Origin of the sequence: Pseudomonas parakoreensis (genome assembly GCF_021602155.1) — a bacterium.
Taxonomy (GTDB): Bacteria; Pseudomonadota; Gammaproteobacteria; order Pseudomonadales; family Pseudomonadaceae; genus Aquipseudomonas; species Aquipseudomonas parakoreensis.
Genome location: NZ_BQHY01000001.1, coordinates 113,940 through 129,178, shown reverse-complemented (window position 1 = coordinate 129,178; position 15,239 = coordinate 113,940). Strand labels below are relative to the sequence as shown.

At 61.8% G+C, this 15,239-nt stretch carries 17 protein-coding genes and 1 pseudogene; 8 read left to right on the top strand and 10 right to left on the bottom strand.

All coding sequences use genetic code 11. The features are described from left to right. Positions 1-120 precede the first annotated feature (120 nt). Entirely contained in the window at positions 121-654 is a 534-nt protein-coding gene (locus L6D63_RS00550; RefSeq protein WP_003221186.1) for a ferritin-like domain-containing protein, read from the bottom strand. 91 nt (positions 655-745) lie between these two features. Beyond that, positions 746-1,667 (bottom strand): annotated as a pseudogene (locus L6D63_RS28595) (LysR substrate-binding domain-containing protein). 109 nt (positions 1,668-1,776) lie between these two features. Between L6D63_RS28595 and L6D63_RS00535 the strand changes: the two are divergent. The 3 genes from L6D63_RS00535 to L6D63_RS00525 all read left to right on the top strand — a co-directional run bounded on the left by L6D63_RS00535 (position 1,777) and on the right by L6D63_RS00525 (position 3,702). Next, positions 1,777-2,415: an FMN-dependent NADH-azoreductase gene (locus tag L6D63_RS00535; protein WP_095667672.1), complete on the top strand. Its 639-nt coding sequence runs from the start codon at positions 1,777-1,779 to the stop codon at positions 2,413-2,415. After that, positions 2,416-2,721 carry a DMT family transporter gene (locus tag L6D63_RS00530; protein WP_047291010.1) on the top strand — a complete coding sequence of 102 codons (306 nt, stop codon included), beginning with the start codon at positions 2,416-2,418 and terminating at the stop codon, positions 2,719-2,721. 90 nt (positions 2,722-2,811) lie between these two features. After that, a complete protein-coding gene (locus L6D63_RS00525) occupies positions 2,812-3,702 on the top strand; it encodes an esterase/lipase family protein (RefSeq protein WP_131670992.1) in 891 nt (296 codons plus the stop codon). Positions 3,703-3,823: 121 nt separating this feature from the next. Here L6D63_RS00525 and L6D63_RS00520 read toward each other — a convergent pair whose 3' ends face one another. Then, on the bottom strand, positions 3,824-4,711 hold the full coding sequence (locus L6D63_RS00520) for a DMT family transporter (RefSeq protein WP_131670993.1): 888 nt from the start codon (positions 4,709-4,711) through the stop codon (positions 3,824-3,826). A 96-nt stretch (positions 4,712-4,807) separates the two neighbouring features. Here L6D63_RS00520 and L6D63_RS00515 point away from each other — a divergent pair, with 96 nt between their 5' ends. The 3 genes from L6D63_RS00515 to L6D63_RS00505 all read left to right on the top strand — a co-directional run bounded on the left by L6D63_RS00515 (position 4,808) and on the right by L6D63_RS00505 (position 7,188). Continuing rightward, positions 4,808-5,602, top strand: a complete 795-nt coding sequence (locus L6D63_RS00515; RefSeq protein WP_236170259.1) for an AraC family transcriptional regulator — start codon at positions 4,808-4,810, stop codon at positions 5,600-5,602. Between the two features lie 63 nt (positions 5,603-5,665). Continuing rightward, positions 5,666-5,971: a PsiF family protein gene (locus tag L6D63_RS00510; RefSeq protein ID WP_041065573.1), complete on the top strand. Its 306-nt coding sequence runs from the start codon at positions 5,666-5,668 to the stop codon at positions 5,969-5,971. A gap of 203 nt (positions 5,972-6,174) precedes the next feature. Further along, positions 6,175-7,188 (top strand): AI-2E family transporter, encoded by a 1,014-nt coding sequence (locus L6D63_RS00505; RefSeq protein ID WP_131670995.1) that lies wholly within the window; start codon positions 6,175-6,177, stop codon positions 7,186-7,188. A 132-nt stretch (positions 7,189-7,320) separates the two neighbouring features. Here L6D63_RS00505 and L6D63_RS00500 read toward each other — a convergent pair whose 3' ends face one another. Continuing rightward, positions 7,321-8,595, bottom strand: a complete 1,275-nt coding sequence (locus tag L6D63_RS00500) for an Hsp70 family protein (RefSeq protein WP_131670996.1) — start codon at positions 8,593-8,595, stop codon at positions 7,321-7,323. A 291-nt stretch (positions 8,596-8,886) separates the two neighbouring features. Between L6D63_RS00500 and L6D63_RS00495 the strand changes: the two genes are divergently transcribed. Then, positions 8,887-9,834 (top strand): DnaJ C-terminal domain-containing protein, encoded by a 948-nt coding sequence (locus L6D63_RS00495; RefSeq protein ID WP_131670997.1) that lies wholly within the window; start codon positions 8,887-8,889, stop codon positions 9,832-9,834. 23 nt (positions 9,835-9,857) lie between these two features. After that, positions 9,858-10,163 (top strand): chaperone modulator CbpM, encoded by a 306-nt coding sequence (locus tag L6D63_RS00490; protein WP_047600625.1) that lies wholly within the window; start codon positions 9,858-9,860, stop codon positions 10,161-10,163. A 138-nt stretch (positions 10,164-10,301) separates the two neighbouring features. Here L6D63_RS00490 and L6D63_RS00485 read toward each other — a convergent pair whose 3' ends face one another. From L6D63_RS00485 to ureA, 6 genes are all read right to left on the bottom strand, one after another. Next, complete coding sequence (locus L6D63_RS00485; protein ID WP_121183461.1) at positions 10,302-11,429, bottom strand: sensor histidine kinase; 1,128 nt, start codon at positions 11,427-11,429, stop codon at positions 10,302-10,304. Positions 11,430-11,576: 147 nt separating this feature from the next. Further along, complete coding sequence (ureC, locus tag L6D63_RS00480) at positions 11,577-13,277, bottom strand: urease subunit alpha (protein WP_131670998.1); 1,701 nt, start codon at positions 13,275-13,277, stop codon at positions 11,577-11,579. A gap of 182 nt (positions 13,278-13,459) precedes the next feature. After that, positions 13,460-13,768, bottom strand: coding sequence for an urease subunit beta (locus L6D63_RS00475; protein ID WP_007966984.1), 309 nt, complete (start codon positions 13,766-13,768; stop codon positions 13,460-13,462). Continuing rightward, positions 13,765-14,301: a GNAT family N-acetyltransferase gene (locus L6D63_RS00470; RefSeq protein ID WP_047291019.1), complete on the bottom strand. Its 537-nt coding sequence runs from the start codon at positions 14,299-14,301 to the stop codon at positions 13,765-13,767. Before L6D63_RS00470 ends, L6D63_RS00475 begins: the two co-directional genes overlap by 4 nt. 6 nt (positions 14,302-14,307) lie before the next feature. Beyond that, complete coding sequence (locus L6D63_RS00465) at positions 14,308-14,841, bottom strand: GNAT family N-acetyltransferase (protein WP_095667667.1); 534 nt, start codon at positions 14,839-14,841, stop codon at positions 14,308-14,310. Positions 14,842-14,850: 9 nt separating this feature from the next. Next, positions 14,851-15,153 (bottom strand): urease subunit gamma, encoded by a 303-nt coding sequence (gene ureA, locus L6D63_RS00460; protein ID WP_003221215.1) that lies wholly within the window; start codon positions 15,151-15,153, stop codon positions 14,851-14,853. Positions 15,154-15,239: the final 86 nt, after the last annotated feature.

Below are 15,239 nucleotides of genomic sequence, written 5' to 3'. Positions count from 1 at the left end.
CATTACAGGCTGCGATCTTTTTGTTTCTGTAGCGGCCCCTTCGCGAGCAGGCTCGCTCCCACATTTGAAATGGATTCCAGTGTGGGAGCGAGCCTGCTCGCGAAGACGGTTTTGAAAGGCTTACAAGTCTTTCAGAATGTCGGCCATATCATCGGCATGCTCTTCTTCCTGCGCGAGGATGTCTTCGAAGATGCGCCGAGTCGTCGGGTCTTTTTCGCCGATGTACTGAATGATCTCGCGGTAGCTGTCGATGGCGATCCGCTCGGCCACCAGGTCCTCATAGACCATTTCCTTCAAGGTGTTCCCGGCCACGTATTGTGCGTGGGACATTTTCGACAGCAGGTCCGGGTTGAATTCCGGCTCGCCGCCCAGTTGCACGATGCGCTCGGCCAGACGGTCGGCGTGTTGCGCTTCCTGGGTGGCGTGTTCGAGAAATTCGTCAGCGGCCACGTTGGCTTTCAGACCGTTGGCCATGAAGTAGTGGCGCTTGTAGCGCAGCACGCAGACCAGTTCGGTGGCCAACGATTCGTTGAGCAGGCGCAGCACCTCTTCACGGTTGGCACTGTAGCTTTCGGTTACCGCGCCGTTCTCGACGTGTTGCCGCGCACGTTCGCGCAGGGTTTTGACATCCGACAAGTGCAGGTCATCGCTCATTTCGATCTCCAGGAGGCTAATCCAATGGGCGCCACGCTCTACAGGCGTGATCGCTTACCCTGGTTGTGAGTCCTGCGCGATGCAAAAAGTTTTACGAGATTTGCGCCGTCCCCCCTGTAGGCGCTGCCGAAGGCTGCAATCTTGGCGTCAGTCCGGACAACACGGCCTCCTCCTGCAACCAGGCAAAAAACGCCCGCACCGGCGGATGGCGCTCCCGTCCCGGCACACACAATGCGCTGTAGCCTGCGCCATCGACCTGCACCTGCCCCTTGTACGGCACCAGCAACCCGCTGGCGACGCTTTGCGAGACCAGAATATTGCTCGCAAGGACCAAGCCTTGCCCGGCAATCGCCGCTTGGAGCGCGTAGTGCTCTTCGTCGTATTCGCGCATTGCGGGATGCTGGTTCAGCCAGTTCTCACTTGCGCGGGCGCACCACGCTTCCCAGCCGTGGGCATACAGCTTCGAGTTGTGCCAGCGCCACCTGCTCCGGTGAGCCGTACACGCCGAACGACTCATCGAACAGGCACAAGCCGTAAAGATTGGGGTAGTCGTCAAGGCTGTAGCGCAGCACCAGATCGACGCTGGCGTCCTGATGCAAGTCGATGACTTCGCAGTGGGTATCGAGGCGCACGTTGATGTTCGGATGCTGCGCATAAAAGCGCCCGAGGCGCGGCACCAGCCATAGCGCGGCGAACGCGGCCGTGGTCGACAGCGTCAGGCTGCTGCCGCTGCGTTGCGGGCGCAGGGTATCGACGCTTTGCGCCACTTCCAGCAGCGCGCCGTGCAGGCTGCGAAACAGCCGCTCGCCACCTTCGGTCAGGCGTACCTGACGCGGCAAACGTTCGAACAGGGCCACGCCGAGCCAGTCTTCCAGCGTACGGATCTGATGAGAGATTGCCGTGGGCGTGACCGACAGCTCTTCGGCGGCGGCCTTGAAACTCAGCAGGCGCGAAGCGGATTCGAAGGCGCGCAGGGCGGTCAGCGGCAACGAGGCGAACATTGAAAACTCCATGGATGAAATGAATTCATCCGGACTGATTTTTGCTCATTTGAATGGACGCGGTCACGCGCTTCAAGCTGCGAGCCACAAGCCGTTTGATTCTAGTCCGGAGGAAACACAGATGAGCAAAATTCTTGCAATTCATGCCAGCCCACGGGGTGACCGTTCGCATTCACGGCGCCTCGCGGAAAGCTTTCTCAGCGCCTGGCTTTTGCGCCATCCGCAGGCGCAGGTCACCCGCCGTGAAGTCGGGCGCGCGCTGATCCCGCCAGTCAATGAAGCGTTTGTCGCTGCTGCGTTTCATCCTGAGCCCGAGGCGCGCCCACTGTCGATGCAAGCCGATCTGGCGCTCAGCGATCAATTGGTCGGCGAGTTGTTCGAGCATGACCTGCTGCTGATTTCCACGCCGATGTACAACTTCAGCGTGCCCAGCGGCCTCAAGGCCTGGGTCGATCAGATCGTGCGCCTGGGTCTGACGTTCGACCACACCCTCGACAACGGCGTGGCCCAGTACACCCCGCTGCTGCAGGGCAAGAAAGCGTTGATTGTCACCAGTCGCGGCGGGTTCGGCTTTGGCCCCGGCGGTGAACTGGAAGCACTGAACCACGCCGATCCGTGGTTGCGCACCGCACTGGGCTTTATCGGTATCAACGACGTCACGGTGGTCGCGGCCGAGGGCGAAGAGTCGGCCGAGCGCACCTTCGCGGTGTCGGTGGCCGAGGCCGAGCAGCGATTGCTCGACCTCGCCCGGACATTCTAAGTGGCCTGGCTGTTCCTGCTGATCGCCGCCGGTTTCGAAGTGACGTTCGCCATGGGCATGAAGTACGCCGAAGGCTTCACCCGGTTGTGGCCGTCGCTGATCACGGTGCTCGCGGCGATTGGCGGGGTTTACTTCCTGACGCTGGCGCTGCGCGAGTTGCCGGTGAGCATCGCCTACCCGATCTGGACGGCGATCGGCTCGCTGGGCACGGTGTTTCTCGGTTTTGTCTTGCTCGGCGAGAGCCTGACCCTGATCAAGCTGCTGTCGGTGGGGCTGATTGTGGCGGGGGTGGTGGGCCTGAAGTAGGCTGAGGGTGCAGTTGTCATCATCAAGGAGGAGGCTTGGCGGGTGTTTTGCACGTCAGGCCTCCACTCACGACCACAAGGATGTTTGCCCATGTCACAAAGTACGGCGACACGTTATCCACTGGTGCTGGTGCCGGGCATGCTCGGGTTTATCCGGTTGCTGCTGTATCCGTACTGGTACGGGATCATCAAGGCGTTGCGCCGTGGCGGGGCCACAGTGATTGCGGTACAGGTGTCGCCGCTCAACTCCACCGAGGTGCGCGGTGAGCAGTTGCTGGCGCGGATCGACGAGATTTTGCGCGAGACCGGCGCGGCCAGGGTCAATCTGATCGGCCACAGCCAGGGCTCGTTGACAGCCCGTTATGCCGCCGCCAAACGGCCGGATCTGGTCGCCTCGGTGACGTCGGTGGCCGGGCCCAATCACGGTTCGGAACTGGCCGACTATCTGCAGAAACACTACCCGGCGAACACTGCCAAGGGCAGTCTGCTCGAAGCGCTGCTGCGTTTGATCGGCTGGTTGATGGCGCGGCTGGAAACCGGTTATCACGGGCCGAAACTGCCGGTGGATATCCACGCCTCGCACCAGTCGCTGACCCGCGAGGGCGTGGCGCTGTTCAATCAGCGTTATCCACAGGGCCTGCCTGGGACCTGGGGCGGGCAGGGGCCGGAAGAGGTCAACGGCGTGCGCTATTACTCGTGGTCGGGCACGTTGCAACCGGGCAAGACTGACCGCGGTGGCAACCTGTTCGACGGCACCAACCGCAGCTGCCGGTTGTTCGCGAAAACCTTCGTGCGCGAACCAGGGCAGTGTGACGGGATGGTCGGGCGCTACAGCTCGCACCTGGGCACGGTGATTGGCGACGACTATCCGCTGGATCACTTCGATATCGTCAACCAGTCGCTGGGACTGGTGGGCAAGGGCGCGGATCCGGTGCGGTTGTTTGTCGAGCATGCGGCGCGGCTGAAGGCTGCGGGGGTCTAGCAGATACACCGCGTATTCGTTTATCGCTGGCAAGCCAGCTCCCACAGTGTTTCGTGGCGTATACAAAAGTTGCGTTCGACACCGACCCTGTGGGAGCTGGCTTGCCAGCGATGGCGCCGAGTCAGGCGACGCTGAGTTTGCGGCCTAGAACGGTGGTCCAGCGCTCCGACAGAATCACCCCACCCAACGTCAACACCCCACCCACCAGGTGATACATCGCCAACTCTTCCTTCAACACCACCGCCGCAATCAGCGCAGTTATCAGCGGCAGCAAGTTAAAGAACAATGTGGTCCGGCTCGGCCCCAGACGCTGCACCGCCTGCATCCACGCCAGCGGCGCAAGCATCGAGGCCAGCAGGCACGCGTACAGCACCAGCGGAATATTTTGCGCGGTGAAGCCGGTTTTCGGTGAAGCGGCATACAGCGGAAACAGCACCACAATTGCCACCAGCACTTGCAAGTACAACAACACCAGCGGCGGCAGGCGTAACTGCCATTTTTTCAGCAGGGTGCTGTAGATCGCGTAGGCGAGGGTGGCGATCAGCATCATCGCGTCACCCAGATTTACCCCGTGCTGCAGCAAGGCGCCGAGGCTGCCGGACGACACCACTACCAGCACGCCGACGAACGACAGCACCGCGCCGAACAATGCGCCGGCAGTCAGGCGCTGGCCGAGGCTGATGATCGCCATGGCCAGCGACATCAGCGGCATCAGCGACAGGATGATGCCCATGTTGGTCGCGCTGGTCAGGGTCGCGGCGAAGTAGGCGAGGCTTTGATAGACCGCCATTCCGAGCACGCCGAGGATGAAGATCTTGCCCAGGTTGGGGCGGATCTGCGGCCAGTGCGCGATCACCGCCTTGAGCATGAACGGGGTGAACAGCAGGCCGGCGAGCAGCCAGCGGTAGAAACCGATCTCGGCGGGGAAGATTGCTCCGACCGCCAGTTTGTTGATCACGGTATTGCCGGCCCAGATGAAAATCGCCAGCAGCGGAAACGCGTATTGCATGGGTTAAAACCAGAACGTTGATGAACCGTGATTATCCCCTGTCTGGATGCAGCCCTATACTGCGAACCGGACAACCTGCCTCTGCAACCGGACAGCATGAACAGTAAACACATCGATCTGCTGGATTTCAGCGAACTGCCGTCAGCGGTGTACTTCCGCTACGCCGACTTCAACACCCATGAATACGCCGCGCCGCACCGCCATCCGTGGGGCACGCTGGAGTACGCGGCCCACGGCGTGCTGCACATGGACGTCGACGGCAACCGCTTCATGTCGCCGCCGCAGTACGCGGTGTGGGTGCCGCCGCAGACCGAGCACAGTTTCTACAGCCATCAACCGGTCAACTACCGCGCGGTATGCCTCGATCCGAAGGTCTGCACGGATCTGCCGGAGCGCGCCTGCACGCTGGCGATCAGCGACATCCTCAAGGCGATACTCAAGGACTTCGCCGCCCGCGACGTGAAGATCCCCGAACTCGACGCCCACCAGCGTCTGGCCCAGGTGCTGGTCGATCAACTGCAACAGGCGCCGGTCCATGAATGTTATCTGCCGTACGCGAGCCATCCCGGGTTGCTGGCGATTCTCGATGCATTGCAGGCCGATCCCGGCAATAACCAGCCGCTGGCGTACTGGGCGGCGCAGGTACACGTCAGCGAGCGCACGTTGGCCCGGCAGTTCGTGCGCGAGTTGGGCATGAGTTTCGGCGAATGGCGTCAGCGCCTGCGTTACCTGGCTGCCATCGAGGCACTGGAAAGCACGAAGAGCGTGCAGGAGATCGCCTTCGATCTGGGTTACAGCAGTGGCTCGGCCTTCATCGCCATGTTTGCCCGTCAGGCCGGATGTACCCCGGAACAGTATCGGCGCAGCCACCTGGAAGGCAGGAAGGTGTAACAAGATTTGGCTACACTTCAGCGGAGGCCGCATCCATCGATGCGGCGACAAGGAGAAAACTCCATGAAGATGTTGCGTGTGCCTTTGTTGATGATCGGTCTGCTCCTGTGTTCCCAGGGTTTCGCCGCCACGGCGCAACAGAACAAAATGACCACCTGCAATGCCGACGCTACCGCCAAGAACCTCAAGGGCGATGAGCGCAAGACTTTCATGAGCACTTGCCTCAAGGCCGCTCCGGCCGCCAATGACGCCAAAGTGCTGACCCCGCAGCAGGAAAAAATGAAGACCTGCAACGCCGACGCGAAAACCAAGGCCCTGACCGGCGACGCGCGCAAGACCTTCATGAGTGATTGCCTGAAGAAAAAGTAATCACTCGAGTCTGGTGGTGAGCGGGCTTGCCTCTTCGCGAGCAGGCTCGCTCCCACATTGAAATGCGTACCCTTGTGGAAGCGAGCCTGCTCGCGAAGAGGCCGGTCTTGGCTCCGCCAATCTCAAGCACCGCATATACCTAGTGCTCTCCCCGGATCGCTGGCAGACTGCCAATCCTTTTACGCCGTTCGTTTTGAGGCTGTATGCCAACGTTTTCTGAGCGTCATGTTGTGTTTTGGGTCAGTTGCATCATTATTTTTGGCGGTTTGCTGCTGGCATTGCCGCTGCGCTTGTTGCCCAGCCTGCTGGCCGGTCTGCTGGTGTTCGAGCTGGTCAACATGCTCACCCCGCAGCTGCAACGATTGATCGAAGGCCGGCGTGCGCGCTGGCTGGCGGTGGCGCTGCTGGGCACCCTGGTGGTCAGCGTGCTGGCGCTGATCTTTGCCGGTGCTATCAGTTTCCTGCTGCACGAAGCGGAAAACCCGGGCGCCTCGCTCGACAAATTCATGGGCGTGGTCGATCGCGCGCGCGGGCAACTGCCGCCGTTCCTCGATGCCTACCTGCCGGCCAGCGCTGCGGAGTTTCGCGTGGCCATCGGCGAATGGGCGAGCAAGCACCTGTCCGAGCTGCAACTGGTGGGCAAGGACGCGGCGCACATGTTTGTCACCCTGCTGATCGGCATGGTCCTCGGCGCGATCATTGCCCTGCAGCGGATACCGGATGTGACCAAGCGCAAGCCGCTGGCCGCCGCCCTGTTTGATCGCCTGCACCTGCTGGTGCAAGCCTTTCGCAACATCGTCTTCGCGCAGATCAAGATTTCCCTGCTGAACACCTTCTTCACCGCGATTTTCCTTGCGGTGATTCTGCCGCTTCTGGGCATCAAGCTGCCGCTGACCAAAACCCTGATCGTCCTGACCTTCCTGCTCGGTCTGCTGCCGGTGATCGGCAACCTGATGTCGAACACGCTGATCACCATCGTCGGCCTGTCGCTGTCGATCTGGGTGGCGGTGGCGGCGCTGGGTTACCTGATTTTTATCCACAAGCTCGAATACTTCCTCAACGCGCGCATTGTCGGCGGGCAGATCAGTGCCAAGTCGTGGGAGCTGCTGCTGGCGATGCTGGTGTTCGAAGCCGCGTTCGGCCTGCCGGGGGTGGTGGCGGGGCCGATTTATTACGCGTATCTGAAGAGTGAGTTGAAGCTGGGCGGGATGGTTTGATTTGATAACTGTGTTGCCTTAGCTGACGCCATCGCTGGCAAGCCAGCTCCCACAGGATTGATACCGCTTTCGAAAGCGGCGCAGAACCTGTGGGAGCTGGCTTGCCAGCGATGGGCGCAACGCGGTCTTGGATCAGTTCATGGCGCCGTAACGCTTCATCGCCTCGATCGCCAGACCGCTGCCAATGCTGCCAAAGATGTTCCCTTCCACATGTCGCGCGTTCGGCAGCATTGCCGAGACGCTGTTGCGCAGCGCCGGAATGCCGCTGGAGCCGCCAGTGAAGAACACCGTATCGACCTGACCCACCGAGACGTTGGCATCATTCAACAGCTGCGTAACGCTGCCGCGCACGCGCTCAAGCAAGGCGTCGATCGACGATTCGAACAGGGCGCGGCTCAGTTCCACGCTCAGGCCCGGCTCGATGCGATCCAGCGGTACGTGGCGGCTGTCGGTGTGGGTCAGCTGAATCTTGGTTTCTTCCACTTCCATCGCCAGCCAGTGCCCGGCGCGCTGTTCGATCAGCTTGAACAGGCGATCAATGCCGCCAGTGTCCTCGATGTCGTAGCGCATGCTGCCCAGCGCCAGGGTGGATTTCTGCGAGTACACCGAGTTGATGGTGTGCCAGGTCGCCAGGTTCATGTGGTGACTGGTCGGCATGTAGGCGCCGCTCTTCATCCGGCTGCCGTAACCGAACAGCGGCATCAGGCCTTGCAGGCTCAGTTGTTTGTCGAAATCAGTCCCGCCGATGTGCACGCCGCCGGTGGCGAGGATGTCATCGTGACGGTTGTCCATGCCGCGACGCTCGGGCGACAGGCGCACCAGTGAGAAGTCGGAGGTACCACCGCCGATGTCGACGATCAGCACCAGCTCTTCTTTTTCGATGGTCGACTCGTAGTCGAAGGCGGCGGCAATCGGTTCGTACTGGAACGACACGTCCTTGAAGCCGAGCTTGCGTGCCACTTCGACCAGGGTGTCTTCGGCTTCCTGGTCAGCCAGCGGGTCGTCATCGACGAAAAACACCGGACGCCCCAGCACCACTTGTTCGAACTCGCGACCGGCGGCCGTTTCGGCGCGGCTCTTGAGCTGGCCGATGAACAGCCCCAACAGATCCTTGAACGGCATCGCGGTGCCGAGCACGCTGGTGTCGTGCTTGATCAGCTTGGAACCCAGCAGGCTCTTGAGCGAGCGCATCAGCCGGCCTTCGTAGCCTTCGAGGTACTCGTGCAGCGCCAGGCGACCGTACACAGGGCGGCGTTCTTCGATGTTGAAGAAGACCACCGACGGCAGGGTGATCTTGTCGTCTTCCAGCGCGATCATCGTTTCCATGCCGGGGCGCAGCCAGCCGACGGTGGAGTTGGAGGTGCCGAAGTCGATACCGCAGGCACGGGCTGGAGAGGCGTTTTTCATGTCTTTCGGGTTCCGGTCAAAAAACGGCCGCGCAGTGTATGTCAGTGCGCGGCAGATTCGAAGGCCGGTCATCTGCTATTTCACGACTAAGCTTCTTGAAAGTCGCAGCTTCGCCCCAAACTTGCTGGCATGGGCCGGCAGACATACCGGCGGTCGCAAGAACCGTCGTCCACTGCCGATAAACTTCTGCTGCGCCACCCGGTCACAAAGTTGAGATCGGTCAACCCGGCACGTGCGAATGAGCGCATGCTGGTCTCGGCGCGAAATCGATAACGGATGGTGATTCCTTCGATGGACTTCAAAGACTATTACAAGATACTCGGCGTGGAGCCGACAGCGGACGACAAGGCGATCAAGGCTGCCTATCGCAAGCTGGCGCGCAAATACCACCCCGATGTCAGCAAGGAAAAAGACGCCGAGGCCAAGTTCAAGGACGCCTCGGAAGCCTATGAAGCGCTGAAGAGCGCCGACAAGCGCGCCGAGTACGACGACCTGCGCCGTTATGGTCAGCATGGTCAGCCGTTCCAGGGCCCGCCGGGCTGGCAGAGCCGTGGTGGCTTTGGCGGCGGCGGTGACACCGGCGACTTCTCGGACTTCTTCAGTTCGATCTTCGGCAATCGCGGCGCCGGTTTCGGTGGCGGCGAAGGTCGGCAACAACGCAGTGCAGGACGGCGGGGACAAGACGTGGAAATGGAACTGCCGATCTTCCTTGAGGAGACGCTGTCGAACGAGTCGAAGAAGGTCAGCTTTCAGGTCCCGCAATACAACGCCAACGGTCAGCACGTCAGCAACACCAGCAAAAGCCTGAACGTGAAGATCCCGGCGGGCGTGACCGACGGCGAGCGCATCCGCCTCAAGGGGCAGGGCGCGCCGGGCATCGGTGGCGGCGCCAATGGCGATCTGTACCTGACCATTCGCTTTGCGCCGCACCCGAAATTCGATGTCGAAGGCGAAAACCTGATCATCACCTTGCCATTGGCACCGTGGGAGCTGGCGCTGGGCACCGAGGTGGCCGTGCCGACCCTGACCGGCAAGATCAACCTCAAGGTTCCGGCCGGCAGCCAGAATGGCCAGCGCATGCGCGCCAAGGGCCATGGCCTGAAAAACAAGGCCGGTGAGCGCGGTTATCTGTTCGTCCAGCTCAAGGCCGTGATGCCGAAAACCTCGGACGACGAGGTCAAGGCGCTGTGGCAGGAACTGGCGAAGAAAGCCGCGTTCAACCCACGCGAGAACTTCTGAATCCGACGACGGAGTAGCCCATCATGAGCAGCCCCCTGATCGTTCAACTGGACATGGCAGAATTCTGTGAGGCGGCCGATCTGTCGGACGTCTACGTGATCGAAATCGTCGAACACGGCATCCTCGAACCTCAGGGCGCGCAGCCCCGGGAATGGCGGTTCACCGACTACGAGCTGAGCCTGGCCAAGCGCGCCGCGAAGTTGCGGCGCGAGCTGGAGCTGGAGTGGGATGGGGTCGCGCTGGCCCTGAATCTGCTGGAGGAGGTGCATGAGTTGCGGGCGGAGAACCGGATGCTCAGGCAGCGCTTGGGGCGGCTGGTGGTCGAATAGGTTTTCCGTGGTATTGGCCGGCCTCATCGCTGGCAAGCCAGCTCCCACAAGGAACTATGTCGTACACAAAGTTTGTATTCGACGCCGGATCTGTGGGAGCTGGCTTGCCAGCGATGAATTCACCGCAGATTTTCCTGCTTAAACCTTTCTCGGCAACACCACACTGAACAGCGTCCCGTCAGCCTCGCTCGAGCTGACGTCGATCGTCCCGCCATGGGCGGTCACCACTTCCTTGACGATGAACAAGCCCAACCCGAGGCTGGTCGACGGCTGCCCGAGTTCTTCGTCGGCGCTGCGCACCAGCGGGTCGAAAATCGTGCCGATCGCCTCTTCGGAAATCGGTGTGCCGTAGTTGTGCACCGTCAGGCACACGTTGTCGCCCTCGCCACGCAGATCAAGGGTCACGTCGCGTTGGCTGGTGCCGTGCTGCAAGGCGTTGCCGATCAGGTTTTGCAGGAGCTGGTCGATTCGCCCGGCGTCCCACACCCCACGGGTGTCGCCGTGCACCGTGAGCTTCGGATCGGATAGCGGATTACCGGCGCAGGCTTCGGCAATCGCCGCCCGCGCCGCAACGGCCAGGTCCATCGCTGCCGGCTCGATCGGCAGGCTACGGCCGAGGCGACTGCGCACCAGCTCCAGCAGGTCGCTGACCATCGCCGCCATGTGCCGCGCACCGCGCTTGATGTGCAAGGCACAGGCCAGCGCATCGCCCTCGAGGCTGGATTTACGCAGCAGCAGTTCGGTGGACATGCTCACCGCCTGCAGCGGCGCGCGCAGGTCATGGCCGAGGATGGCGAGGAAAATGTCGCGCGAGCGGTTGACCTGCTCGGCGTAGGCAGCGGTAGATTCGGCGAGGGCTTCGTCGATGGCTTCGTTGAAGCGGATCATGTCCTGGAAATAGGCCACGTCCGGCGACTCAAGGCTGTCGACCCACAGACGGATCACACAGGCGCGCAAATGGCGGAATTCGCTGGTCATCTGCACCAGATCGAAACCGACGGTGTGGCGCAGTTCGCCATGGCTGGCGCCGGCCTCGTCCAGGCTTGGGGTCTTTTCCGGGCCTTCGCCCTTGGCTTTGGCAGCCTGTTCGGCGGGGCTCTGTGGCTTGCTCATGTCGCGGGCGGCGGCCCGTAGAATCTCGCTGGCGTGATCGCGCAGCGCAGTGGAATCCAGATGGTCGGCCGCCGGCGTGATGGTCGCGGCGAACTGTTCCCATTCATCGACGATAGGCTCGATGTTGGCCAGGATGAACTCGGAAAGACGCATGGGCAGTTCCTGAAAATAGGCGGAGCGAATCGAATATTAGCCCCTTTGGCGGGAAATACACGACCGTTTGCACATCGGTTTTCCTGCCCCATGAAAAAGGCCCCCGGCCCGTGCGCAAGACGCGGGTCGGGGGCCTTTTGCCGTGTGTCAGAACAGGAAGTAACGCTGAGCCATCGGCAAGGTTTCCGCCGGTTCACACCACAGCAGCACACCGTCGGCCTTGACCTGATAGGTCTGTGGATCGACGTCGATGTTCGGCAGGTAATCGTTGTGGATCAGGTCGGTTTTCTGCACATCGCGGCAGCCTTTGACCACGGCGATTTTTTTCTTCAAACCCAACGCGTCGGGCAGTCCCGATTCCTGCGCCGCCTGGCTGATGAAGGTCAGGCTGGTGGCGTGCAGCGAGCCGCCGTAGCTGGCGAACATCGGGCGGTAGTGCACCGGCTGCGGGGTTGGGATCGACGCGTTGGCGTCGCCCATCAGACTGGCGGCAATGGCACCGCCCTTGAGGATCAGCGTCGGTTTTACGCCGAAGAACGCCGGGCGCCAGAGCACCAGGTCGGCCCATTTGCCGACCTCCACCGAGCCCACCTCATGGCTGATGCCGTGGGTGATCGCCGGGTTGATCGTGTATTTGGCGATGTAGCGCTTGGCGCGGAAGTTGTCGTTGCCTGCGCCGTCCTGGGGCAGCGGGCCGCGCTGCTTTTTCATCTTGTCGGCGGTCTGCCATGTACGCGTGATGACTTCGCCGACACGGCCCATGGCCTGGCTGTCGGAACTGATCATCGAGAACGCGCCGAGGTCGTGGAGGATGTCTTCGGCGGCAATCGTCTCGCGGCGGATGCGGCTTTCGGCGAACGCCACGTCTTCGGCGATGCTCGGGTCGAGGTGGTGGCAGACCATCAACATGTCGAGGTGTTCGTCGATGGTGTTGCGGGTGAACGGCCGGGTCGGGTTGGTCGAGCTCGGTAGCACGTTAGGGAAACCGCAGGCCTTGATGATGTCCGGTGCATGGCCGCCACCGGCACCTTCGGTGTGATAGGTGTGGATGGTGCGGCCCTTGAACGCGCCCAAGGTGGTTTCGACGAAACCGGACTCGTTGAGGGTGTCGGTGTGGATCGCCACTTGTACGTCGTACTGGTCGGCGACACTCAGGCAATTGTCGATGCTCGCCGGGGTGGTGCCCCAGTCTTCGTGCAGCTTGAGGCCGATGGCGCCGGCCTTGACCTGCTCGATCAGCGGCTCCGGCAGGCTGGCGTTGCCCTTGCCGGTGAGGCCGATGTTCATCGGGAACGCGTCGGCGGCCTGAAGCATGCGCGCCAGGTGCCACGGGCCGGAGGTGCAGGTGGTGGCGTTGGTACCGGTCGCCGGCCCCGTGCCGCCGCCGATCATGGTGGTGACGCCGCTCATCAGCGCTTCTTCGATCTGCTGAGGGCAGATGAAGTGGATGTGCGTGTCGATGCCGCCGGCAGTGAGGATCATGCCTTCACCGGCGATCACTTCGGTGCTGGCGCCGATGGCGATGGTCACGTTCGGTTGTACGTCCGGGTTACCGGCCTTGCCGATCGCGGCGATGCGCCCGTCCTTGAGACCGACGTCGGCTTTGACGATGCCCCAGTGGTCGATGATCAGCGCATTGGTGATCAACGTGTCGACCACTTCGGCGGCGAGCAACTGGCTCTGGCCCTGGCCATCGCGGATGACTTTGCCGCCGCCGAATTTCACCTCTTCGCCGTAAGTGGTGAAGTCTTTTTCGACTTCGATCCACAACTCGGTGTCTGCCAGGCGCACCTTGTCGCCGACGGTGGGGCCGAACATGTCGGCGTAGGCTTGCCGGGAAATCTTCATTTCAATTCCTTGCACAAATTTATTGTGGCGAGGGGATTTATCCCCGATCGGGTGCGTAGCACCCGCCATTCAGCAAAAGTGATTTTCGTGGTGGGCCGGTGGTGGTTGGCGACCGCTGCGCGGTCGATCGGGGATGAATCCCCTCACCACAGATAAATTCCCTCACCACAGATGAATCAGCGTCAGTCGAGATCACCCATGACCCGCCCGGCAAAGCCGAACACCCGCCGATGCCCGGCGTACTCCACCAGCTCGACCTCGCGGCTTTGCCCCGGCTCGAAGCGCACGGCGGTGCCGGCGGGGATGTTCAGGCGCATGCCACGGCTGGCGGCGCGGTCGAAGGTCAGCGCATCGTTGGTTTCGAAAAAGTGATAGTGCGAACCGACCTGAATCGGTCGGTCGCCGCTGTTGGCGACTTTCAGGCTGAGGGTGCGGCGGCCGACATTCAGTTCGATGTCGCCGGGCTGGATCTGGTACTGGCCGGGAATCATGGCCGGGCTCCTTGCAGAATCTTGTAGTAGAGGGCGGTCGGGCGGTACGTGCCGTGCGGGTCACAGGCGTAATCGGGAATTTCACCGGCACGGGTGTAACCTAGCGCCTTGTAGAACTCTTCGGCGGGCGAGCCGGCCTCGGTGTCGAGGTAGAGCATGCCGCGCTTGTGTTTGGCCGCTTCGAGCTCCAGCGCATTCATCAACTGCTGGCCGAGCCCACGGCGCCGGGCCTGTTCGCGCACCAGCAGTTTTTGCACTTCGGCGCGATTGAGGCCGTTGGCTTTCTGGCACAGACCCAACTGCACGCTGGCCTGCACCTCTTCATCCTTGACCACCACCCAGAGCAACACGCTGCCCTTGTTCACCTGTTGCTGCACTTCATCGAAATAGGCGCGGGCCTGCGCGGCATCGAGGTCGGCCATGAAACCGACGCTGGCGCCATAACCCACGGCGTCGAGCAGCAGATCAATCAGGCCCTGACGATAGTGCGCAAAACTTTCCGCATTGACGCGTCGCAGTTGGGCGGGGTTCATCGCGTGTCACTCCTTGTTGGCGACCGGCGGCTGCGCGCCAGGGTTGAGGATCAGTTGCATGAAGGTCAGGTCGAGCCAGCGGCCGAACTTGGTGCCGACTTGCGGCATCTGTCCGGTGATGCTGAAACCGGCGCGTTCATGCAGACGAATGGAAGCGGCATTGCCACTTTCGATGGCGGCGACCATCACATGCTTGTCGCAGGCTTTGGCCCGCTCGATCAGCACGCTCATCAATTGCGGGCCAAGGCCATTGCCGCGCTGGTCGCTACGGACGTAGACCGAGTGCTCGACGGTGTGACGGAAACCGTCGAACGGCCGCCAGTCGCCAAAGGAAGCGTAGCCGAGCACCACGTTGTCGGCGTCGACGATCACCAGAATCGGGTAGGCCTGGGCCTGGCGGGCGCTGAACCACGCCTGGCGGTTGCCGAGGTCGACCGCCGACTCGTTCCATATCGCCGTGGTGTTGAGCACCGCGTCGTTGTAGATGTCACGGATCGCCGGCAGGTCGGCGTGCAGGGCATCGCGAATGGTGTAGGTCATGGCGAGTCCTCAAACGATCGGTTGGTGGACGGTGACCAGTTTGGTGCCGTCGGGAAACGTCGCTTCGACCTGGATCTCCGGGATCATTTCCGGAATGCCTTCCATCACTTGCTCGCGGCTCAACAGGGTGGTGCCGTAGTGCATCAGCTCGGCGACGGTCTGGCCGTCACGGGCGCCTTCGAGCAGCGCGGCGGAGATGTAGGCCATCGCTTCCGGGTAGTTGAGCTTCACACCACGGGCCAGTCGGCGCTCGGCGACGAGGCCGGCGGTGAAGATCAGCAACTTGTCTTTTTCGCGTGGGGTCAGGTCCATTTGTTTTTCAAATCTCGGCAGAAGAAAGTTAAGTCGTACACCCTGTAGGAGCTGCCGAAGGCTGCGATCTTTTGACGTTGATTTTT